Origin of the sequence: Spirosoma fluviale, from assembly GCF_900230225.1 — a bacterium.
In the GTDB taxonomy this organism is placed as follows: domain Bacteria; phylum Bacteroidota; class Bacteroidia; order Cytophagales; family Spirosomataceae; genus Spirosoma; species Spirosoma fluviale.
The window spans coordinates 360142-382981 of record NZ_OCNH01000004.1 but is presented as its reverse complement, the minus strand read 5'-3'; the positions used below and the strand labels follow the sequence as shown (position 1 = coordinate 382981).

At 51.7% G+C, this 22840-nt stretch carries 15 protein-coding genes; 9 read left to right on the top strand and 6 right to left on the bottom strand.

The annotated features are described in order from the left end of the window. Positions 1-145 precede the first annotated feature (145 nt). From treF to CRO74_RS22810, 4 genes are all read left to right on the top strand, one after another. Positions 146-1663: an alpha,alpha-trehalase TreF gene (gene treF, locus CRO74_RS22825; protein ID WP_097129248.1), complete on the top strand. Its 1518-nt coding sequence runs from the start codon at positions 146-148 to the stop codon at positions 1661-1663. Between the two features lie 112 nt (positions 1664-1775). Further along, positions 1776-2528, top strand: coding sequence for an outer membrane beta-barrel protein (locus CRO74_RS22820; protein ID WP_097129247.1), 753 nt, complete (start codon positions 1776-1778; stop codon positions 2526-2528). 95 nt (positions 2529-2623) lie between these two features. Beyond that, positions 2624-3241 (top strand): Cj0371 family chemotaxis-regulating polar lipoprotein, encoded by a 618-nt coding sequence (locus CRO74_RS22815; protein ID WP_097129245.1) that lies wholly within the window; start codon positions 2624-2626, stop codon positions 3239-3241. A gap of 106 nt (positions 3242-3347) precedes the next feature. After that, a complete protein-coding gene (locus CRO74_RS22810) occupies positions 3348-5006 on the top strand; it encodes a glycerol-3-phosphate dehydrogenase/oxidase (protein ID WP_097129243.1) in 1659 nt (552 codons plus the stop codon). 33 nt (positions 5007-5039) lie between these two features. On the opposite strand, the gene CRO74_RS22805 is transcribed toward CRO74_RS22810, so the two are convergent. After that, the gene (locus CRO74_RS22805) at positions 5040-6401 is read right to left on the bottom strand and encodes a sulfatase family protein (protein WP_097129242.1); all 1362 of its coding nucleotides are present in this window, start codon (positions 6399-6401) and stop codon (positions 5040-5042) included. Positions 6402-6668: 267 nt separating this feature from the next. On the opposite strand from CRO74_RS22805, the gene CRO74_RS22800 reads away from it, so the two are divergent. The 4 genes from CRO74_RS22800 (at position 6669) to CRO74_RS22785 (ending at position 14359) form a co-directional block, all read left to right on the top strand. Further along, positions 6669-9689, top strand: a complete 3021-nt coding sequence (locus CRO74_RS22800; RefSeq protein WP_097129240.1) for a SusC/RagA family TonB-linked outer membrane protein — start codon at positions 6669-6671, stop codon at positions 9687-9689. Positions 9690-9701: 12 nt separating this feature from the next. After that, positions 9702-11201, top strand: coding sequence for a RagB/SusD family nutrient uptake outer membrane protein (locus CRO74_RS22795; RefSeq protein WP_097129239.1), 1500 nt, complete (start codon positions 9702-9704; stop codon positions 11199-11201). 200 nt (positions 11202-11401) lie between these two features. Beyond that, on the top strand, positions 11402-12823 hold the full coding sequence (locus CRO74_RS22790; protein ID WP_097129237.1) for a glucoamylase family protein: 1422 nt from the start codon (positions 11402-11404) through the stop codon (positions 12821-12823). 330 nt (positions 12824-13153) lie between these two features. After that, the gene (locus CRO74_RS22785) at positions 13154-14359 is read left to right on the top strand and encodes a Gfo/Idh/MocA family protein (RefSeq protein ID WP_097129354.1); all 1206 of its coding nucleotides are present in this window, start codon (positions 13154-13156) and stop codon (positions 14357-14359) included. A gap of 76 nt (positions 14360-14435) precedes the next feature. Here CRO74_RS22785 and CRO74_RS22780 read toward each other — a convergent pair whose 3' ends face one another. Continuing rightward, a complete protein-coding gene (locus CRO74_RS22780) occupies positions 14436-16778 on the bottom strand; it encodes a mechanosensitive ion channel family protein (RefSeq protein WP_097129236.1) in 2343 nt (780 codons plus the stop codon). 377 nt (positions 16779-17155) lie between these two features. Here CRO74_RS22780 and CRO74_RS22775 point away from each other — a divergent pair, with 377 nt between their 5' ends. Next, on the top strand, positions 17156-18568 hold the full coding sequence (locus tag CRO74_RS22775) for a hypothetical protein (RefSeq protein WP_144035967.1): 1413 nt from the start codon (positions 17156-17158) through the stop codon (positions 18566-18568). 45 nt (positions 18569-18613) lie between these two features. Here CRO74_RS22775 and CRO74_RS22770 read toward each other — a convergent pair whose 3' ends face one another. The 4 genes from CRO74_RS22770 to CRO74_RS22755 all read right to left on the bottom strand — a co-directional run bounded on the left by CRO74_RS22770 (position 18614) and on the right by CRO74_RS22755 (position 22671). Then, complete coding sequence (locus CRO74_RS22770) at positions 18614-20146, bottom strand: carboxypeptidase regulatory-like domain-containing protein (RefSeq protein WP_097129233.1); 1533 nt, start codon at positions 20144-20146, stop codon at positions 18614-18616. 43 nt (positions 20147-20189) lie between these two features. Beyond that, positions 20190-21620, bottom strand: a complete 1431-nt coding sequence (locus tag CRO74_RS22765; RefSeq protein WP_097129231.1) for a CsgG/HfaB family protein — start codon at positions 21618-21620, stop codon at positions 20190-20192. A gap of 82 nt (positions 21621-21702) precedes the next feature. Continuing rightward, positions 21703-22125 (bottom strand): curli production assembly/transport component CsgF, encoded by a 423-nt coding sequence (locus CRO74_RS22760; protein ID WP_097129230.1) that lies wholly within the window; start codon positions 22123-22125, stop codon positions 21703-21705. A 24-nt stretch (positions 22126-22149) separates the two neighbouring features. After that, positions 22150-22671, bottom strand: coding sequence for a CsgE family curli-type amyloid fiber assembly protein (locus CRO74_RS22755; protein ID WP_097129228.1), 522 nt, complete (start codon positions 22669-22671; stop codon positions 22150-22152). Positions 22672-22840: the final 169 nt, after the last annotated feature.

Sequence of the window (22840 nt, the reverse complement as noted above, 5' to 3'; positions counted from 1 at the left end):
AATCAGCCAAACCAGTAAACATGCCGGTGTAAGATTGTAATTTTTAGCTAAGACAGCTGAAGGTTTCACATTTTTGCGGTTTATATAAATGATAAAGGACAGACGAGGTCTTTCCCATCCGATCATTTGAACCGATTCACTTACTTTGGCCACTTCATCTGCTTCTCAATCACCCGAACAACTTTTTGGCAGTTTGTTCCTTGATGTCCAATTGGGTCACGTTTTTGCCGACTCAAAAACGTTTGTTGACTGCGTACCCAAGCTGGCTCCAGCGGTTATCATTGCTCGTTATGAAACCGAGAAGGCAGATCCCAACTTCGATTTAAGTGACTTTGTGCACCATAATTTTTGGGTGCCTGAGAAAGTAGCCGGTGATTATGTAAGTGATACCTCCGTCAGTACCACCGAACACATCAATCTGCTGTGGGATCGGCTTTCCCGCCCGGCCGATGGGCAATCCGCTGAGGGTAGCTCCCGGGTGGCTCTCCCTTACCCGTATGTAGTACCGGGCGGACGATTTCGCGAGATTTTTTACTGGGATAGCTACTTCACCATGCTTGGGCTAAAACTAGCGGGTCGGGTCGATTTGATTCGGGGTATGGTGAATAACTTTGCTTACCTGATCGACACATTTGGGTTTATTCCCAATGGAAACCGGACGTATTTTCTCAGCCGGTCGCAGCCGCCTTACTTTGCGCTGATGGTAAAGCTACTGGCCGATATTGACGGTCCGGAAACGTTGGCCCATTACCAGCCACAGTTGCAGCGGGAGTACGACTTCTGGATGCAGAACGTTCAGGCACTTACCGATGAGCAGCCGATAACCAAACGGGTAGTTCGGGTAGCGGGCTGCTCGACCGTAAACCGCTATTGGGATACCAGCCCAACGCCCCGTCCGGAGGCCTATCGGGAGGAGGTTGAACTGGCTGAGGAGGCACAATCGCTTCGTGTCATACCGGCCGAGTTATTTACTCACATCCGGGCCGCCTGCGAATCGGGCTGGGATTTTAGCAGCCGTTGGTTAACCGATCAGCATACGATGGCTAAGATGCACACGACGAAAATTGTGCCTATAGACTTGAATTGTCTGCTCTATTCGCTGGAAACAACGCTGCAAGAAGCGAATCAAGTGGCGGATTCAACCGCTGATAATCATGAACTTCCCCGGCTGATCGAGGCCCGGAAGGAGGCTATTCAAACGCTTTTCTGGAATGAGGAAACGGGATTTTTTCACGATTATGACATAGCACTGAATGAGCCAACGCCAGCCCTGACCCTCGCTGGTGTTTTTCCGTTGTTTTTTAAACTTGCTACGTCTGAGCAGGCCAATCGGGTTCATGACCGGCTCAAAGCTGATTTTTTGCAGGCCGGTGGCTGGGTAACCACACTGATGTATACAGGGCAACAGTGGGACTGGCCGAACGGCTGGGCACCGTTGCAATGGATGGTTTATCGCGCACTGTTGAATTATGGCTTTACCGAAACAGCCGACGAAGGCCGCAACCGATGGCTGGCCCTGAATGATAAAGTGTTTCATGCCACGGGTAAAATGATGGAAAAATATAATGTAGTGGATGCGGCCCTAACGACCGGAGGAGGGGAATACCCCAATCAGGATGGCTTCGGCTGGACCAATGGCGTCTATCTGGCTATGGTGGAGTAGGTGGTGTCGGGTCTGAGCATTCGATACCACTCCACCACTAATTTCCTGGCACTGTATTTGTTTAGGTGTTTTTATCACCTTTATACTGCGCTCATTAGTAGCAGATTAAGCCATGAAAAAGCTCTTCATTACTGTGTTGGCGTCGGGTATGACAACCGTAGCGTTTTGCCAGAAGACATTTATATTATCACATCAGGATAAGCAGGGATTTTTTGCCGTATCAGCAGGTGCCAGTCTGCCCGTTGGTCAGTTTGCCCGTTGCTCACCCGTCGATGACCAGGCCTGTATGGCTGGCGAGGGTGTAGCGTTCAACGCATCAATAGGCTACCGGGTTGCCGGACCGGTAGGGCTGATGGTTCGGGGTGAACAACACCGCAACTCAGTCAACACCAGTGCCATGCTCGATGCTTTGTACCGGAATGATACCGATGTGTGGACGGCCAAAGCCGACAACTGGTCGGTGTTGAGCGTAATGGCAGGCCCTTACGTCAGCATGCCTATGGGCCGTTTCTCCGTCGATGCCCGCCTACTGGCCGGTCGTGCACTGGCCGTGTTGCCAAGTACGTCCATGGCCGGAAATTTCGGCACGACCGAGATGTCTGTGAGAACTACCGGGTCTCAAAGTACTGCTTTAGCACTGGGGGGCGGTCTATCAATTCGGTACCGGCTTGGTCTTAGCACCTCAGTACTGCTCAATGCCGATTACAGCCGCGCCGATTTCACGTTTCACAACCTTGTCTCAACCGCCACCAACGGGTCCATTCGCTCGCAAAGTGCCGCGTTCAGTAGCAATCGGGTCGTTAGTGTCGTGAGTGTATCGGCCGGAATAGCGGTGCTGTTTGGCACAAAATACCGTCCCTTCTAATGACCGTTGATTTATGTTTGCGACGGTTCATCCCTACCGGCTTGTAACCATCGCGTGAGTACCGTAGTTTAGTAGCTAAACTTACTATTCAGGCCATGACACCTCTCCGTCGGCATGCCGTTCTTCGGCGCGTAAAAGATATTACCCTCAGTGCTACCCTTAGTCTGGCCTTGCTCAATGGTTCGGTTTTGTTGCAGAGTTGTGGCAACAACGGTTCCAACGAGCAGGGTGAACGAACAGAAACGACCTTCAAGCAAGGGGTTCGGACATACATTACCGAAACGGCACCGGGTAATTTTAAAATCACCGATGAAGTCCAGACGGGCCCCGACAAGGCCGGGGCTATCGTGAGCTATTATGATGGCCATCGGGATACGTTAAGCGTTGAAGCCGCCAAACGACTGGTGGAAACTGATAAGTCAACGAGCACCTATCTTAACAATCCGGGTGCTTACCAGTCCTATCACCACAATGGTCTGGCCAATGCGTTACTTTGGGGTAGCCTGGGGTACATGCTGGGCCGCAACAACTCATCCCAGTTCCGTACCGATCAGCAACGTTACGGGTCCGGCTTTTATACTAACCCCGGTTCGTTTCAACGATCGACGCAGGTTGGTGAGAATATTCGCAGTTCGCGCGTAACCCGTACCGTTCGTCCTTCGGGTGGTCGGAGCGGGTTCTTTGGTGGCCGGAGTCGTAGTTTTTCCGGGTAACCGTCTGTTAATACGGGTTAACAAATCTGTTGGTTAACAAATCATTAAGCACGTATTCAGTTACTCTACTGCGTTACTTCGTGTCGCAATAGTCTTACCTTTGTGTATGAATCGGCAAAAAAACTGGGAGCGGCTGCGGCAGGAAAAATTTGATATTTGCATAGTCGGAGCAGGTGCCAGTGGTGCCGGTGCCGCTTTGGATGCCGTGCTGCGTGGCTATAGCGTGGTACTGATTGACCGTACTGATTTCGCCGGAGAAACCTCTTCGCGCTCAACGAAATTGATACACGGCGGTGTTCGCTACCTCGAACAGGCCATTAAAAAGCTCGATCTGGCGCAACTTCGTCAGGTTCGGCACGGGCTGGCCGAACGCCGGACCGTTATCCGAAATGCCCCGCATCTGGCCCATCCGCTCGCTATTCTGACGCCCGTATTCAGTTGGTTTGAAGGCATGTACATGACCGTTGGCCTGACCCTTTACGACTTCATTGCCGGGCATGATGCCTTTCCAAAAGGAAGCTGGCTCAGCCGGGCGCAGGCGCTCGAAAAAAGCCCGAAGCTGACGCAGCAGATGCACAGTGCCGTTCTCTACTACGATGGGCAGTTCAATGATGCCCGCTACGCACTGGCGCTGGCCCACTCCGCCGATGAAGCTGGTGCTGCCGTCCTCAACTACGTGGCTGTTACTGATTTTTCGCGCGAGAAAGGCCAGCTTAAAACCGCTACGGTGCAGGATCAATTGACGGGTGAGATCGCAACTATTCAGGCGAGTGTGTTCCTGAACTGTACCGGCCCTTATGCGGATAGCATCCGTCTATTGGCGAACCCCAAAATCAGCCCACGTATCCGGCCCAGCAAGGGCGTTCATATTGTATTGCCGCGCGAAACGCTCGAAAGTGATTACGCCATTCTGATTCCCAAAACCACAGATGGTCGGGTGGTATTTGCCATTCCCTTTGGCGATAAAGTGTTTGTTGGTACGACCGATAACGATTATACCGATCTGGCCAAAGAGCCGGTGCTGGAATCGGACGAGGTCGATTACCTGCTCGAAACCGTGCGGCCTTATCTTGCCAAAATGCCCGTTCGCGCCGATGTGCAGTCGGGTTTCGGGGGCATCCGTCCCCTGATCGTAAGTAGCCGCGCCGACACCAAAACCCTGCTCCGCGACCATGAAATCGAGCATGATGAAGAGTCGGGGCTATTGAGTTTGCTGGGTGGAAAATGGACAACCTACCGTCTGATGGCGCAGGATGCCATTGACCGGGTAGGGGAGGTGCTGAAAAAGACAGTGCCTGGCCGCACCGAAACGCATTACCTGATTGGGGGCGAAGGCTACCGGTTTGAGGACTGGGAAGTGTTGCAGCAGCAGTATGGATTACCCGCCGACGTGTGCCGGCAACTGATGAAAACCTACGGCAACCGCGCTGAAAAGGTGGCGAAGCTAACCGTCTCGCAGCCGGAACTAGCCGAAAAATTGGCCGCCCAACAGCCTTACATTCGGGCTGAAGTGATTTATCAGGTACGGGAAGAAATGGCCGTTACCCTCCGCGATGTGCTGGCCCGCCGGTGGCGCCTTGAACTGGCCGACTGGCAGTTGACCGCCCAAATCACTCCGCAGGTTGCCGACTTGATGGCCACAGAACTGGGCTGGAGCGATACCTACCGGCTGGAACAGGTACAGAGCTACCAAAACTTACTCGCGTCATTTGCCAAACAGGCTGGTATCCCTTCGGGTCAGGAAAAAGTAGCGGTAACGGACTAATATTGGGGTTCGCCCGTAATTTAGCGCATAAACCTATAAGCCTCCCTTTTCCCAGGGTATGGCTCCACCTTGGCGCGTGTGCTCGCGCATGAGTTTTTCCAGACGTCTGAATTCCTCTGGCCGGTCGGTTGCCCGGTTGGCTTTTTCCTGTGGATCGTCTTTCAGATTGTATAATTCCAGAGGGCTGTAGGGGCTATCCTGAAGCAATTTCCAATCCCCAAGCCGAACGGCGTCGATCGTTTTACCATTGTACTCGCTGCCACCTTCCCGCCGGATGTAGAAAAGTGCACGTTCAGGTGTCAGTGTTTGACTTGTTCCCCGCAGAATAGGTAAAAAACTTTGTCCGTCAATCGCGTGGCTGATCGTTGTGCCGGAAGCCTCGGCCAGCGTTGGAAACAGATCCATCAAGAGAAGCGGTTGCTGCGACTGGCTTTGCGCGGCAATTTTACCGGGCCAGACCACACAGGCCGGTATTCGGATACCTCCTTCATACATATGCCCCTTCCCGCTCCGAAGCGGCCCGTTATTTGCCCCGTCAAACAGCTTTCCACCGTTGTCGCTGACAAACACGATCAGCGTATTTTCGTAAAGACCTTTTGCGCGTAAGGTTTGAATAACTTGTCCAATTCCATCGTCCATGTGTTCGATCAGGGCCGCTAGTTTGGCGCGTTTCTCACTGATGCCCGGCTGACGTGCTTTCACCTTTGCCAGCCAGTGAGCAGGGGGCTGAATGGGATCGTGCGGGGCGTTGTAGGCCAGATACAGAAAAAAAGGATTTGGTTTACCCGCCCGTTGCTGAAGATAATCCGCTGCCCATTGGGTAAACAGGTCGGTGGCGTGTCCCTGCGGATTAATCGTCTGCCGGTTGAGCCGCATGTAGTTCTGGTTGTGGCGCAGATGGGTGTAATAGTCGTCCATCATATCCCCTTCGAAGCCGTGAAACAGGCCGAAACCCCGATCGTTGGGTAAGTTGGGCGATTCGAGACCCAGATGCCACTTGCCGATCAACGCCGTATGGTATCCGTTTTTCTTCAATAGCGATGGCAATAGAACGGCCGTTGGAGACAAATATCCCCAGTTGTCATCGGGCATGGTTCGGATAACTCCCGGTACGCCTACCTGCTCGGGGTACCGTCCGCTGAGCAGGGCCGCCCGTGACGGGGAACAGACCGACGAGTTCGCGTAGAAATGGCTAAACCGCATCCCCGCCCGAACCAGCGAATCAACATGGGGCGTCCGGATATCGGGAGCCCCGTAACAGCTCAAATCGCCGTAACCCAGATCATCCGCCAGAATGAGCAGAATGTTCGGTTTTTTAACCGAAGAATTTGTTTGGCCAATTACCCAAATCGGTTGGCAGAACAGGATGAGGAACAGAAGGAGTGTAGGCTTCATACAGGCGAAAAAAGCTGACATACCCAGCTTCTACCCATAAGGACTTCTATTGTAATACCGATCCGTCCCGGCCGGCCGTATATCTACTGTGATGTCAGGTTGAAGAACCTGACGCCACTAGTGGGTGGAAGCAAAAAAAGATACCAAATAAAATTTGTTGCCTAACAATCTGATTGGACGGTTGTTAAAATGAGGTTAAAGAAAGTTTAAATAGTATTCCCATAGGAATACTTATTTTTGTACCCCAATTTAAATTTTTACTCAACTATGAAAACACTTGGTTACTTTTTAACAGTAATCTGGCTTGTTGTTTCCGGTAGTGTGCAGGCGCAGGATCAGCAGGTTACGGTTACGGGGAAGGTTGTCAACAAAGCGGATAAGCAGGGCCTTCCGGGCGTCAACGTTCTGGTGCGTGGCACAACAACCGGTACGGCTACCGATGTAGAGGGCAATTACAAGATCAACGCTCCGAGTGGTGCCGTGCTTCAGTTCAGCATGATCGGGATGACCACCCAGGAAATTCCGGTAGGCAATCAAACGACTGTCAACGTCGAACTCGCCGACGATGCCCGCGCCTTGCAGGAGGTCGTGGTAGTTGGTTACGGTACGCAGCGGAAGATCGACGTGACCGGCTCGGTGGCACAGGTGAAAGGCGAAGAGCTGGTGCGGCAACCGGTGCTGTCGGCCACACAGGCATTGCAGAGTAAAGTAGCCGGTGTGCAGATCATTAACTCTGGCGCACCGGGGCAGGCGCCCACCGTTCGGATTCGCGGCACGGGTACACTGCTAGGCGGGGCCGACCCGCTTTATGTGGTCGACGGGATTATTACCGAAGACATTCGCAACATCAACACCTCCGACATTACCTCCGTCGATATTCTGAAAGATGCTTCGGCAACGGCTATTTACGGGGTTCGGGCGGCCAATGGCGTGGTGCTGATTACGACCAAACGGGGGAAGTCGGGAGCACCAAGTATCAATTACGATGCGTACTTCGGTATTCGAACACCCGCTTTTCGGGTCAAGATGGCCGATGCCCAGTTGTTCACCCAGTACAACAACGAAGCCGTTCGGTACGACGACCCGACGGCTACGCTGCCCTTCGATCCAACGGCTACCAACGCAGCTAACACAGACTGGTTCAAAGCCATCACCCGAACGGGTTTCCAGCAGAACCACTCGTTGTCGGTTAGTGGCGGCTCTGAAAAAACGACCTACCTGTTCAGCGCGGGCTATTTCACCGAGAAAGGCATTCTAAAAGGCACGGACTACAACCGCCTGACCCTGCGTCTGAATAACGAATACACGCTCTCGCCGGTGCTGAAGCTGGGCCATAGCCTGAGTCTGGCGAACGACAATTCGGACCTGACAGGCACTTCGGACCCGGCCATTCCCAGCACAACGGCCTATTCGGCGTTCACGAATGCCTACAAACAGGCTCCGGTGGTACCTGTTCGAAACGCCAACGGTACTTATGGGTTTACGCCCCGCAACAACGTAGCGAATCCCGTTGCCCAACTGGATTACACCAACTACAACGCGAAAGGGTTGCGTTTGCAGGGGTCATTCTACGGTAACTTAACGCTGCTGAAGAAGATTACGGTACTCTCGAACTTCGGGATTGAGAGCAATGCCAACCGGGCATACACCTACAATCCGGTTTATCAGGTATCGGCTAACCAGCGCAATCTGACAAGTTTATTGAACGTTGGCCGATCGACCAGCTCCCGCTGGCTCTGGACCAACACGGCCGAGTACAGCAACACCTTTGCGAAACAGCACACCGTAAAAGTGCTGGGCGGGTATGTGGTTGAGCGGTTCCAGAACAATATTCTGCAATCGGCCCGGCAGGACGTGCCGCCCCAGTCGAACTATTATTATCTGAATACGGGAAATGCCTCAACCGCAACGAACAGCGAAGTGGGAAGCATTCAAACCCGGCAGTCGTACATTGGTCGGGTCAACTACAACTTCGCTGACCGCTACCTCTTTACGGGTACCGCCCGGTACGATGGGTCGAGCAAGTTCCCGACCAACAACCGCTGGGGTTTCTTCCCTTCGCTGGGAGCGGGCTGGGTCATCAGCGAAGAACCGTTTCTGCGCGGCAAAACGCCGTTCGATCAGTTGAAAGCGCGGGTAAGCTGGGGTAAAACCGGTAACGATCGCATCGACCCGAGTGCCTTCCAGTACACCATTGCTAGTGGGCTTGATTACGCCCTCGGCCCAAACCAAACCTTACAACAGGGCCGAACAATTACCAACCTGATCGACCCTAATCTGCGTTGGGAAGTAACGACTGGTACGGACATTGGTCTGGAGTTTGCCATGGCCAACAACCGCCTGACGGGTGAATTTACGTACTATAACAAATTCACCAGCGACGCGCTTTTTCAGCGGCCCATTGACGCCATTTTTGGCGATGTCGACGCAGCTTACCTGACCAATGCGGCCAGCGTTCGGAACCGGGGGTTTGAATTTGCCCTGAACTGGCGCAACAACTCGACCAGCGGCTTCAACTACAACATCGGCGCAAACGCAACAATTAATAAGAACCGGCTGGAAGATGTACAGGGCGGCTTGCCCATTAACGAAGGCGGCATTGGTAACGGGCAGTACACTACACGCACGGCAGTAGGTCAGCCCGTGGGTAGTTTCTGGGTGTGGCAAACCGATGGTATTTTCCAGACGCAGGAGCAGGTAAATAATACAGCAGCCAAAATTCAGGGTACCAAGCCAGGCGATTTCCGCTATGCCGATCAGAACGGCGATGGCGTTATTGACGACAACGACCGTGTGTTTGTGGGGTCATATCAGCCTAAACTGTACTTCGGTGTAAACGGCGGATTCACCTATGGAAACTTCGATTTCTCGACCGACTGGTATGCGAACATTGGCAATAAAGTGTACAACGGCAAGAAGGCACAGCGTTTTGGGAACGAGAACATCGAAGCTTCCCGCGCCGACCGCTGGACGCCCACCAACCCCAGCAATACCGAACCACGGGCCAGCAATTCGGTCCCTATTTCGTCGACCTATTACGTTGAATCGGGCTCTTTCTTCCGGATCAACAACGTGACGCTGGGCTACACGTTGCCTAAAGACTTGGTATCGTCGCTGAAAGTGAGTCGGGTACGGTTTTATGTAACAGCGCAAAACGCCCTGACAATCAAAGCCTTCTCGGGCTATACCCCCGAATTGCCCGGCAGCAATCCGCTGAACGCGGGTATCGAGTTGGGTACCTATCCGGTAACATCGGCCTATCTGGCTGGTTTGAACATTGGCTTTTAAGTAAACAACGAGATGAAAACCTTTCATAAACTCATTACATACACCTGCATTGGTGGTCTGGTGATTGCCAGTGGCTGTTCCAAGTCGTTCCTGGATGTGCCACCCCAGGGACAGCAAACTCCAACGGATTTCTTTTCGAGCAATGCCGATGCGGCTACGAGTCTCGTCAACGCCATTTATTCCAAGATGGTCGACTGGAATTTCCATTCGTTTTCCTGGAATGGCCTCACGAGTATTGCTTCGGATGATGCCGACAAAGGCAGCTCGCCGGGTGACACCGGTACGGATAAAGATCAGTTGGACAACTTCACCTTTACGCCCTCCAGCATTTCGTTCAACGAGGTTTGGGGTGGTCAGTACGAAGCCATTGCCCGTGCCAATCAGGCACTGGATAACCTCCCGGCGCTGACGATTAATGACACGCTGAAGAACCGGCTCATTGGCGAAGCCAGTTTCCTGCGGGCGTATTGCTATTTCAACCTCGTTCGCTCGTTTGGCGGGGTGCCGCTAATCGTCAAAGTGGCTGACCCAACCAACGCCAGCGACATTCAGCAGGGTCGAGTGCGGGCTACGACAGCACAGGTATACACCCAGATTGAAACAGATCTGGCAACGGCCGTCGCTAATCTGCCTGAGAAATCGCAGTACAACGCGGCCGATTTGGGCCGGGCTACTAAAGGAGCTGCTAAAGCGCTGCTGGCTAAAGTGTCCATGTACGAAAAGAAGTGGAATGTGGTGCTGCAACTGACCGACGAGATCATTGCTTCGGGTCAGTATTCATTGCAACCCAACTACGGAGAACTCTGGCGCGAATCGTCGGAGAACGGTGTCGAGTCGATCTTCGAGATTCAGGGCCGGGGTGTTACGCCTAATAAAGGTGTTCAGGGTTATTTCGAGTCGCAGGGCGCACGGGGTGAAAATGGCTGGGGCTGGGGATTCAACACGCCCTCCGAAAATCTGGTGAAAGCCTACGAAACCGGCGACACCCGTAAGGATGGGACCATCATCCAGCGTGGCATGACTCTCTGGGATGGCCGGGTTGTGAGCCCGAATGCCGAAAATCCGTATTACAACATGAAAGCGTACGTGAGCTTCACCAGAGAGACAAACAACGGTGATACCTGGGAAACCAGTAAAAACGTTCGTATTCTGCGTTATGCCGAAGTGTTGCTGATGAACGCCGAAGCCGCCAACGAACTCGGCCAGCCGACCAAAGCGCTGACAGCCTTAAATCAGGTCCGGACACGGGCGCGGGGTGGCCTCGCTACAGCCTTGCCAAACGTAACGACAACCGCTCAGGCTGGTTTGCAGCAGGCTATCTGGAACGAGCGCCGGGTGGAATTGGCGTTTGAGCACGACCGCTATTTCGACCTGGTTCGGCAGGGACGGGCAGCGGCTATTTATCAGGCCCTCGGCAAAAACTTTGTAGCGGGCAAACACGAAGTTTTCCCCATTCCCCAGCCGCAGATTCAATTGAGCGGTGGGCAGTTGACCCAGAATCCGGGGTATTAGGGGTTTGCTCTATTGGTGCTGACCACCCCCCAACCCCCTCCTTGAAAAAAGGAGGGGGCTTTTTAACGAGGTACTTTTTTTCCACAATCCATTATGATCAATTCGGCCCTTTAAGCGAGTATAGATCGTAACGAAGCCCCCTTGCTCTAGTTCCTCCCCTTTTTTCAAGGGGAGGGGTTGGGGTGGGGTAAGATCCCTCTATGAAACAACTCCTTGCCATTTTCATCACCTGTTCCAGCCTCTCCATCGTCTGCTGCCAGCCGAAGCCACAATCAGTAACGCCGGCACCAACGGCGTTTAGCCTATCCGGCTCCGACAATACGTTTCTGGACAGCTTGCAACGCGATACGTTTCGCTATTTCTGGGAAACGACCAATGCCGAAAACGGGCTGGTTCCCGACCGGGCACCGTCCAATTCTTTCGCCAGTATTGCCGCCGTGGGTTTTGGTCTGACATCGTATCTCGTCGGGGTGGAGCGCGGTTATGTAACGCGGGTGCAAGCCGCCGAGCGTACGCTGAAAACGCTCCGTTTCTTCGCCAACGCGCCCCAGTCCGACAAGGCAACGGGTGTAGCAGGCTACAAAGGGTTTTTCTATCATTTTCTGGATATGAAAACCGGCGAACGCTTTAAGCAGGTCGAACTCTCAACCATCGACACGGCCCTGCTGCTGGGTGGTATTCTGAGCGCACAAAGCTATTTCGATCAGAACAACGCCGTTGAAACGGAGATACGCCAACTGGCCGATCAGATTTACGGGCGCGTCGACTGGGTCTGGTTTCAGAATAACAACGGTCCGGCGTCCCGGCCGTTTGTGTCTATGGGCTGGCACCCGGAGTCGGGCTTTATCAAAAGCGACTGGACGGGCTACAACGAAGGGATGCTGCTGTACGTGTTAGCCCTCGGCTCGCCTACGCATGCCGTTGGCACCGACGTCTGGGCGGCCTGGACCAAGTCGTACCCCTGGGCAACGTTCTACGACCAGACTCACGTGAACTTCGACCCGCTCTTCGGGCATCAGTACTCGCACGTCTGGATTGATTTTCGGGGGATAAAAGACGAATACATGCGGGGTAAAGGCATCGACTATTTCGAGAATTCGCGCCGGGCTACCTACGCCAACCGGGCGTATTGTGTAGCCAATCCGGGCAAATGGCAGGACTACAGCCCGACCATCTGGGGACTTACCGCCTGCGACGGCCCCAGCGATACCCTGGTGAACGGTAAGCAGTTTTTCTCGTACCGGGCGCGGGGAGCAGCCAGCACCCAAATCGTGGACGATGGCACCATTGCGCCCACGGCTGCGGGTGGGTCGGTGGCGTTTGCGCCGGAAATCTGTGTGCCTGCTTTGCGGGCTATGAAAGCAAAATACGGGTCGAAGCTGTACGGCAACTATGGTTTTCGCGATGCGTTCAACCCAACTTATCGCTATCCGGCTCGCGTAGCCAATGGCTCTACGCAGAATGGCTGGTTCGATGTGGACTACCTTGGTATCGACCAGGGGCCGATCCTGCTGATGGCCGAAAATATGCGCTCGGAGTTCGTCTGGAAACTGATGCAGAAGAATCCCCACATTAAGCGTGGACTGATCAAAGCCGGGTTTACCGGTGGCTGGCTGAACTGATAAACGAACTCATTTCACTTCTCGACTCCCTATCCGAAAGGCTTACTCGCGTCTGCTTTTTGGGTGGGGAGTTCCTGATTTACAGAGAAACCAGTTTAAACTTTTCTAAAATAGGTTGAAAGGTGGCTTTGAGGCTGTAGTACCGACCGGGACGGTCGGTACTACAGCCTCAAAGCCACCTTTATTAATAGAATCAAAACTTTAAACAGGTTCGAGGCCAAATAGTCAATAAACCCGCCCACAACCGAACATTTGGCTTTGGATGGGGTTGAAACAGGTGCGACGTCAACGTCTCAAGGGTCGTTTTCTCTGGCCAAATTCATCAGCGTTATGGAACAATCTTCTCACTCACGTCGCCAGTTCATTCACCAGATGGGGGCGGCATCGGTCATACTTCCCGGACTGTCTGTACTGGGCCTGCAAAGCTGCGGGGGCAAAAGCGATCAATCAACGGCCGAGTCCGCAACGTCTACCACAACCACCGATGGCTCAACCCGTAAGCTGGGGGTTGCGCTGGTGGGGCTTGGCCAATACAGCGAAGGTCAATTGGCACCCGCGCTGGAAAAGACGACCAACTGCCGACTGGCGGGTATCGTAACGGGCACGCCCGATAAAGCCGAGACCTGGAAAAAGAAGTACAATATTCCCGACAAGAATATCTACGACTACAAGACGTTCGATAAAATCGTCGACAACCCGGACATCGATATTGTGTACGTGGTGCTCCCAAACTCCATGCACGCCGAATACACGATTCGGGCGGCTAAAGCGGGCAAGCACGTTATCTGCGAAAAGCCGATGGCCATGAATGCGGAAGAATGCCAGCAGATGATCGACGCCTGTAAAAAGGCCAATCGACAACTATCAATCGGTTATCGGCTGCACTTTGAGCCCCATAATCAGGAAATGATGCGGCTGGGTCAGGAGGAAACGTTCGGAAAAATAAACCGGATTGTGGCCGAGAATGGGCAGGTTCAGGATGAAAGCTCGCCCTGGCGACTGGGCAGAGGAGTAGGCGGGGGTGGCCCCTTACGCGATGTAGGTGTATACTGCATACAGGGAGCCGTTTATACCAAAGGCCAGATTCCCATTGCCGTTACGGCCCGGAAACACCCGGTTACGGATGCCGAAAAGTTCAGCAAAATAGAAGAGGGCATGGATTTCAGCCTGTACTTCCCGGACGGGACCATAGCCGCCTGCAAAGCCAGTTTCAACGATAAATACAACAAGCTGCGGGCCGAAGCCGCCAAAGGCTGGTTTGAACTCTCCCCGGCTTATGCCTATTCCGGCCTGGAAGGGAAAACAAGCGAGGGGAAAATGGACATTGAAAATGTGCCGCAACAGGCGCATCAGATGGATGCCTTTGCCAATTGTATCTTACAAAATAAACCAACAACCGTACCCGGCGAACTGGGTAAGCGGGATGTCCAACTGATCGAAGCTATTTTCGAAGCCGCCCGAACCGGTCAGAAAGTACCGACGAAAGATGTCGTTCAGATACTCGATAAGTCAGTACTGACGGGGCAGGGGGCATAGGGCTGAGGGGTTTGGGCATAGGGTTAGCTGGGTCAGGGACAAGCTATGTGCCTAACCCCACTCTGCCCCATGCCCCTTAAACCAGCGTAATATTGGCTCCTTTAAAAGCCGTGAGCAGCCGTTGCAGCAACTGGCTTTTAAGGGCCACTTCGGCGTATACGCTTGTCAGCCATACCTGCACCTTAAGGTCTACGCTGGCCCCGCCAATACCCGTGACGGTTACTTCTGCCGGTCGATTATGCAGGGTTCCCTCCAACTGACTTACTTCTTTATTTATGATCTCCTGAACGACGTCTAAGTCGGAGTCCAGGCTTACTTTCAGCGTAAATTCTGTTTTCAGGTAGGTATCACCCGATGTCCAGTTGACGAGCCGGTTGGATAATAAGTCGCCGTTGGGAATAATTACTTCCGAGCCTTGTGGGGTAATCATCCGGCTGGAGCGGATGCCAATGTCGCGAATCCGGCCTTTTTTATCAGCCAGTTCCACGTAATCGCCGATCTTGAACGGTTTCTCGAAAATCAGGATAACGCCCGATACAAAGTTGCTTACGATGTTCTGCATACCCAGGCCAATTCCTACGCTGAGCGCGCCCAGAACAACCGTAAACTTATCGACCGAAATGCCGGAGGTAGCGATAGCCAGTAATACCCCGGCAATAACGATCACCAGCCGAACCAGCGCCAGCACCGAACTTAGTTGCCCAATTTCTTCGGTTTCGCTAGGGAGCTGACTCTCGCCAAACAGGAGCCCGATGTTTTTCTGCAACAGGCTCGACAGGTAAATGATGATCGAGAACGACAGTACATTGCTCAGCGTAAATGTCAGGCTGCCAAACGAACGCGGTCTGGTGAGAATGTGATGGAGGATGTTAAAGACCGTATCGGCCGCACCGATGTTGATAAAAAAGACGATCAGCCACAACGTAACCGCTATAAAGGAAAGTCCTTTCCGGAACGACCGGCGGATGTGGTTGATGTTGACCCTGGAAAATAATCCCTCCGCACTGGTACTCAGGTTGATCTGTAAATCGAGCGTTTCCAGAATTACTTCGATAAAAGCACCCAGCGCCGTTAGCTGAATCAGCCCGATAACGGCGGTTATCCCAAACGTTTTGGCTAGGCTGATGCGCCCGAGAATATTGAGAATGATGGCCAGGATGTGGAGTATCATGTATAGGGTCGTCACAACCCGAACAACCCTGGCGCTGATGTGCTGGCGGGGTAACCGGCGGGAAAATACGATGCCGATATAGATAAAGCCGATGTTCAGGGCAATCAGGCCAAGGCGCATAAACAGCGGATCACCAACCAGCGCATTGGCAATCACCAGCAGCATGTACATGGTGCCAATCAGGAGCCACATCCGAAGCTCGTGCCGGGAAAACCGCGACCAAAATTGTACGGTGAGCACGATAAACAACAGAAACTGGGTAATCTCGACGTACAGCGAAGGCGATTGTGGCTCAAACAGGGGCGTCAGGTTGAGCAATACAATAAGCGTGGCAACCACCGGCAGTGGTTTCAGGTAGCTGAAACGCTGCGGGTTTATCTTCTGCCGTGGTGAAGGTCTTTGGGCTTTTTTGTAGTTGAAAAATACCCAGGCAAAGAACAAGCCGCACAGCATAATGAGCAGAATGCGGTTGTCCCAGGTGGCGGATACGAAATACGTGAATATTTTACTTTGTCCCTGAAAGCTTGATTGAAGGAGTGTGGGCAGATCGGCAAGCGACAGTGAAGCAGGGGCTTCCCACAAATAGGGGGCTCCTTTCTGAAATGTATTTTCCGATGATTTCTGTAGCCGGTCGTTGATCGCCGTTTGCAGGTTGCTAATCGTTAAATAAGTGCCTGATACATCGGCCAGCAAACGACTTACTGTGTCCAACTGGGCACTGGTTCGGGTGCCTGCATCCTGCAACTGAAATTTAATACTCCTGAGCTGGTCGGCATATAGCTTCCTGTCGGTCGTGTCGTTTCCATTTATTGTCAATAATGAATCGGTGCTCAGGGCAAGCACCTGGTCCAGGTTTGATTGTAAGTAATTGTTCGATTTGGAAAGCGTTGTTCGCCAATCGGTCAGTTTTTTCAGTCCATCATTCAGAATCAGGCTGTAGTTGACCAGGTTTTTGGTGTCGACTTCTTTGCCATGAGCCCGCATGTCGGCGGCAATAGGGGCGAGGTTCGCTTTTACATCCGCCAGCCCCGATCGTATCCGGGAGATACCGTACCTGCGTTTGTTGGCCGCTTTGATCTGGGAAATGACGGACTGAGCCTTCTGAATTTTAAATAAAAGCGTATCCGGAATGGCTTGAGACACCCGTGTCTCGCTCGTGGTGTCCGTATCCTGAGCCATTGCGGGAACCGTTACACTCTGAAAAAGGACGAGTACGAGTAATAAATTAGTGATTTGCCTGATAAACATAGAATCGCAAAAGAATAGGCAGGCGAGCAGGTTTAATACGCGAACGTGTCGCCTAGCCAAGTGTTATCCTTTTGTTAAAACTGCCCGTTGGCGCTTATGTTAGATCGATAAGGTTTATGGTTTTAGCTGGAACAGAATCACTACGCTTTCTCCGCCAGCGTCGACAGGGTTATTTAAAAACATATTCGCCAGCTTGTGAAGTAGTATTGATTTATTTACTTATAGAAACGAAATTTTATTAAATGTTAACAATAATTAGAATAGTAATAGATTGACATTTGGTATTATTAAAATAAATTCATATAATTAATGAAATGACGATTATTTTACAAAGGCTTTACACGCAAGGTGCAAGGTCTTTACCTTAATTGGCTGTTGTGCTATTTACTCCTCGATTTCTGGTAACAATTCTTTCCGTTCTGTTTTTTTTGTTCCTGTTGACGCTATGGCATCGAACGCCAACGGGCGACGATGCCTGGTTCGCCGAGCAATCGTATTGGTTACAAAAAGATGGACTGATTCGCTCCGAGTTTTTTAGAGGTACTCTTGGCTGGGAAAATCAATTGCTGGTTAGCCACAAACTGTTTCTGCTTTTCGGCGCTGGATTAATTAAGTTATTTGGCTTTGGCCTGCCAACCGTTCAATTTGTAGGGTTGATTCCGTTTGTAATTATCCTTGTCGAAATCACAGCTTATATCCGCCAGAAGAATAAACTAAATCCGCTTTATTTTATTTTCCTGGTTTTGATCCTGATCTTTTCGAATCGATTGTTGATCAGATTGAGCTTTGAAAACCGTCCTGAACTGATGCTGGCGGCATTGGGCTTCGGTTCATTTTTGTGCCTTAAGCCCGGGAGTCATCCACTGCGCAGTGCTGCGCTTGCCGGCTTATTAGCTGGCCTAGCCATGCTGTGCCATCTTAATGGGGTCATCTACCTGATTGCCGGTGCGGGTACTTATCTGTACACCCGTCGATTTAAAGAAGCCGTTCTCTTTTCAATTGTGGGAGGGTTGACCCTGTCAGGGTACTTCATTGACATTGTACAGGCAAAAGATGGATTCTCAATCTGGTATTATCAATTTCGCCACGATCCAGCTACCCAAACTGCTTTTGGCTGGCATTCCAAGTTGGTGGTCATGCTTACTTTTCCCAAAATGTTTTTTGAATCTCCCGAACAGGCTGCCTTATCTGGCTTGTTGGTATTCATGCTTTGGCACCAGCGCCGGTTTATCCACCAGTTACCCCGTCTGATAAAAGTATATCCGATAATTCTGCTGATTTCGTTCTGGATCATTACAAAGCATGGTTCCGGGAGTTACATGCCTCTCTTTATGCCGTTTATGCTGGTTATTCTGTATGAGCTTTACTACAGCAATCCATTCATGAGTTGGGGATTACGAAGCGTCCTGGCTGCGTATTTCATTATTGGCCTTTATGGGACTGTAGAAATAATTTACAGGAATTACGCCCTCGGTAGTTTGCCGGTAGCCTACCAGAAATTACGTCCTTACATTCCCGGCAACGCGACAGGGTTGGTGCCGCTTACGTTTTTCTTTGACGAGTACGACCAGTACCCCCGCTTATTGTGTCACGAGAATTTCATCAATTACTCTACACAACAGGATGATTTGCCCGTCTGGGCAAATCATCACAAAGCCGATTTTATACTTCTTGACTACGTATACAGACCGGAAGCGTTCTACCCAAAACCAGGCACTACCACGCTACCCTTCTATAAATTAACGTATTATGACGGCCGATTTGCTGTGTACTCGCATAACCGTCGATAAGTATTGACAAACCATCATAGCGCCTGCAATTTGTTAACCAGCGTACTATCGCCAATAGGGCATTTCGGCAGCCGTAAACAGGAGCTTGCGGTTTGAGGAGACGCTTTGCCCCGTGCTAAAGTTCAGGTCCAGTGTATACACGGAGCGTACCCCGTTGCCGGTGTTATCGGTATTTGTAAAAATGAGCTGCGCACCGTTGGGTGAAAAACGAGGGTCGATGTCGTTAGTCCCGGCAGGTTTACCCGAAGCCCCCGTACCCGACGAACTTTGACTGGACGATAAACTGATGATTCCGTTCGTATTCAGATCGAGCAGATAAAGCCGGGCATCGAGCTGGCGACCCTGTTCATTCATGAAGTTGCTTGAGTCGGCCGAGAACACCAACCGGCGGCCATCAACCGAAAAGGCAGGATTCCCAACCCGGGCCGACCGCTGGCTATAGACCAGCCTGGATGCTGAGCCATCGGCCTGGAAGGTCGTAATTTCATTGTCATACACACTGGTGCCGGTTGTCCGGGCGGCTATCCGGTTGCCCTGCGGAGTCCAGTCGCAACCGGCAAACACCCGCCCACCGGATGCCTGGCTTACCACGCGCAACCCGGTACCATCGGTACGAACGGCATACAGACGGTCGTTGCTCGGGTAAAGCAACTGGGTACCATCCGGCGACCAGCTGAACGACAGGTCTGTCTGGTACAAACCGGCAATGGGTACCGTAGTAACCTGACGAATATTGGTGCCGTTGGCATTCATGACATACAAATGCAATTCGGTATTTACGTTTGAAATAAACGCAATCTGTTGTCGGTTCGGGCTGGCCACGGGTCGCCAGTTGCTGCCGTCGCGGGTAAGTTGAACGGTCTGTCCGGTTGCGCTGGCGGAAAAGATCTGGTATTGACCGTTGGTTCGGCGCGCAAAAAAGAAGCTGTAGTCGGGTACTTCACCAATCCTGAATGACCAGATCGGGCCATTGACGGTATTGACTTTGTCCTTTACGATCACCTGCCACAGATAGGTGGTGTTATACTCCAGAGCCGACACGTTCAGGGTGTCAACGGTGAGCCCCGTAAAGGAGGCCGTGGGCGTGGCGCTTCCTCCTTTAAACAGCAATACATCATACGTAAGGCTATCCCGATTAGGGTCGGTAGCGCTCCATTTGAGCGTGGCTGTCGTTGATTGCAGGGTTGTATTGGTGGCAGGCGATACCAGCGTGGGAGACGTTGGTGGCCTGTTGAGCGCGGCATCTTCCGTTACTAAAATGGTTACCAGCGCAGAGGCATCGGCCGTGGCCGAAACCGTGCCTATACCCGTTCCGTAGTTGGCTTTGGCCACCTGAATGGTATAACTACCAACCAGAACGCTATCAAACCGAAAATAACCAGACGAGTCCGTTGAAATAACCCGGCTGGTGGGCGACAAGGTTACGGTAGCATTCCGAACGGGTTGCTGCGTGGTGCTGTAAAGAACCCGTCCCCGAACGCTGGTGAGTTGAACCGGGGTAACGAATGTTTCTTCATTGCAACTCCAGAGGCCAATCAGGGCAGCCGCCAGAATGGTTAAATAGATAAAGTATTTCATTAGAAATTTTGAGATCTGTGGCTAATCGCAGTGGATAGACTCGTTACTTATTGGTTACCGGTTGTTGAGGGGTGAGTGGCTTGACCTTAGGTGGGGAGAACCGGCCAATATGGAAAACCACGCCCAGTGTTCCCCGCAGGTAGTAGTCGTTACGGGTGCCAGCCACTCTGCTGTCGAGGGCATCTGTAAAGGGCTGGTTGTAAGACAAGGTAGAGCGGAACCCGATTACCTTGCTTGGGGAAAACTGCACCCCAACTCCTCCCTGCGCTTGTAAGTAACTGGCTCCCTGCCACTGGAAGGGCGATGAACCACTTTGCGAAACAGCACCGGCACCCGCAAATAGCAGGGACGTCCAGCGTTGATAGGGTGTTAGCCGAAAAATAAGGTTGCCTTCCAGGGAGGTGATGTTCTTCGAAAAAGCACCTTCACTGGCCAGAACGCCGGTGGCTCCGTTCACCTGAACGCCAAAAGCGGGCGTAATATGAAAGTCTACGGAGGCACCATAACTGCCTTTGATGGTATGGCGTGCGTAGTCGCCATAATACCGCATGGCACCGGCATAGGCTTGTACGCTCAAAAACGGCGGGGCTACTTCGGAGCGTATGCCATACACATCCGTTTCGCTCATTACGGTTTTCTCTTTCTCATAATCTTTAACGACGGCCTGCATGGCAGCAGTCTGGTTATCGGCTGCGGACCATAGCCCATCCCGCACACCTTCGATAATCAGGCCCTGAACGGCTTTTTCGATGGCCTCTGTAACGGCCAGCTGGCCTGGTTCGGTAGTGGTCAGGCCAGTCTCGGTTTCGAGGAGCCGTTTAAAGGTCACGTAGCGAAACAAACTGGCGTTAACCGTTTGCGACAGAATGGTTTTGGAGGTGTAGATCGTTTTGAGAATCTTTCCTGATTTTGTGGACACAGCCCGCAGATAGACCGTTACCCGGTCTTGGCGATACTGCGTTGACCCCCCGGCGCTAAAGTACTGGAGACCGCCACCGCCGGTTATGATATTGGCATCGTACGAAACAACGCCACCTTCCAGAATTATACCGGCAAACAGCAGGGGAGGCAGGTTTTCACCCTCTTTATATTGAGCTACGCTGGAGCGTACAATCTTTCGTTCATTGAGCAGATTGCTAACGTTTTCGCGCTCAATGGGCAAAAACCAGCCACTCTCTTCCAGCGCTTTTAGCAGTATGTTGGTAGTTCCCTGGGTAACCGCAGTCGAGAACGTAGAACCCGCTTCTATTTGCTTGTATTGGCCCGTTAAGTCCCGGAATTTATAAACGGCAGTGATGATTTTTTCTTTGGCAACCGGCAATCGGTGTAAGTCCGCCGTAACCGGTGTTTCTTCTCCCAAACGAGCGCGACGAGCCTTCGTTGGTTGAAAGAAAAAAGCGGTACACCCCGATAAAACGCCCACCAAGCCAGTCAGCATAAGAAGCTGGATAGCTTTGGATAAAAGTACTTTCATTGTGTGAAGTAAGAGGAAAAAGAGGAAGTAATGCTATACTACGCTACGCAGTTGCCGGGTCCGGCAACTGCTACACAAACGATCAATAATAGGGTATGGTAATGGAGGTTTCTCCGCCCTTTCCATCAACAATCCGGACAACAACGCCACTGGAGCCATTGCTGATATCAACCTGGTAATCCCCAAATTTATACGTGCCGGGTTTAAGGGTTCCCTCACCAAACTGAGAGCCAACCAAACTACTGGTAATGCGACTCAACAACTGACTTTGGAGAGACTGAGCAAAGGAATTCAACGAGCCGGTTTGCGATAACGAATTCGCCGTACGGGCCGTTGCGGTGGGGTCAGTGGTGCGGTCCTGCGCCTGGGCGGAACTTAACATCCACGAATAATTAAACGTATTACCCCCAAAATTTGGATTGTTGGGGTGGTACACAAACGACTGAGCGGAGGAGTAACCGGCCAGAAAAACCACGAAAAGAATAGTAAATAGATGTGTTTTCATGTTGGGTAAGAGAAATGTAATTCATTAAAATACGCCGGTCCCCTTTTGGTCATCGTTTTCGAGGGAGCGTTGAACTTCCTGATAATTAAGTACATATTGGTTAATTACCTCGGCGGCATTGAAGGCATACAGTTCAAGCACTTCCTGCCGAATCTGGACATAGTTCTGCCAAACCAACTGGTCGTTGAGTGATACGGAAATAATGCTCGTACCGGCACCTAGAGCGGGTAGCTCGTCAATTGTGACCACAAATGCATTAATATCTAACTCTACATTTGGGGTTATTTTGAGGGTAGTGTCGGCCGGAAAAACGGGTGCAATGGTCTTTGGTAGCTCGGCATAATGGCGGAAGAAAGCTTCGTAAAAATCACGGCCTATTTTCGAGCGGGTATTATCCAGCAACAGCGTTTCAGTACCTTCTTCCGTGATCACCGCTTCGTCCATAGTCCCTTCTTCCAGCTTCCCTTCCAGATCGGGGTCCTGTGCCCAGCCTGCAAAACTGACCAATGTCAAACAAACCAGTAGTAGTTCCTTTAGCCGTTGCATACAGTTTAGTAATTGGTACTGTTAGATATTCCGGTTTGTGTTTAGTTAATTGGTTGAATTCTAATCTAATGTAAAGATTTATATGCTTAAAGAGTTACAGAAGTTTACTAATAACTAGTATCTGTAAGATAAAAATACCAAGTCTTTTTTGATTAGTCACATACTGGCT

Excerpts from the sequence above, each read along its gene's own strand:
- CRO74_RS22820 (WP_097129247.1), top strand. The coding sequence starts at position 1,776 with ATGAAAAAGCTCTTCATTACTGTGTTGGCGTCGGGTATGACAACCGTA.
- CRO74_RS22815 (WP_097129245.1), top strand. The coding sequence starts at position 2,624 with ATGACACCTCTCCGTCGGCATGCCGTTCTTCGGCGCGTAAAAGATATT.
- CRO74_RS22810 (WP_097129243.1), top strand. The coding sequence starts at position 3,348 with ATGAATCGGCAAAAAAACTGGGAGCGGCTGCGGCAGGAAAAATTTGAT.
- CRO74_RS22805 (WP_097129242.1), bottom strand. The coding sequence starts at position 6,401 with ATGAAGCCTACACTCCTTCTGTTCCTCATCCTGTTCTGCCAACCGATT.
- CRO74_RS22800 (WP_097129240.1), top strand. The coding sequence starts at position 6,669 with ATGAAAACACTTGGTTACTTTTTAACAGTAATCTGGCTTGTTGTTTCC.
- CRO74_RS22795 (WP_097129239.1), top strand. The coding sequence starts at position 9,702 with ATGAAAACCTTTCATAAACTCATTACATACACCTGCATTGGTGGTCTG.
- CRO74_RS22790 (WP_097129237.1), top strand. The coding sequence starts at position 11,402 with ATGAAACAACTCCTTGCCATTTTCATCACCTGTTCCAGCCTCTCCATC.
- CRO74_RS22785 (WP_097129354.1), top strand. The coding sequence starts at position 13,154 with ATGGAACAATCTTCTCACTCACGTCGCCAGTTCATTCACCAGATGGGG.
- CRO74_RS22780 (WP_097129236.1), bottom strand. The coding sequence starts at position 16,778 with ATGTTTATCAGGCAAATCACTAATTTATTACTCGTACTCGTCCTTTTT.
- CRO74_RS22770 (WP_097129233.1), bottom strand. The coding sequence starts at position 20,146 with ATGAAATACTTTATCTATTTAACCATTCTGGCGGCTGCCCTGATTGGC.
- CRO74_RS22765 (WP_097129231.1), bottom strand. The coding sequence starts at position 21,620 with ATGAAAGTACTTTTATCCAAAGCTATCCAGCTTCTTATGCTGACTGGC.
- CRO74_RS22760 (WP_097129230.1), bottom strand. The coding sequence starts at position 22,125 with ATGAAAACACATCTATTTACTATTCTTTTCGTGGTTTTTCTGGCCGGT.
- CRO74_RS22755 (WP_097129228.1), bottom strand. The coding sequence starts at position 22,671 with ATGCAACGGCTAAAGGAACTACTACTGGTTTGTTTGACATTGGTCAGT.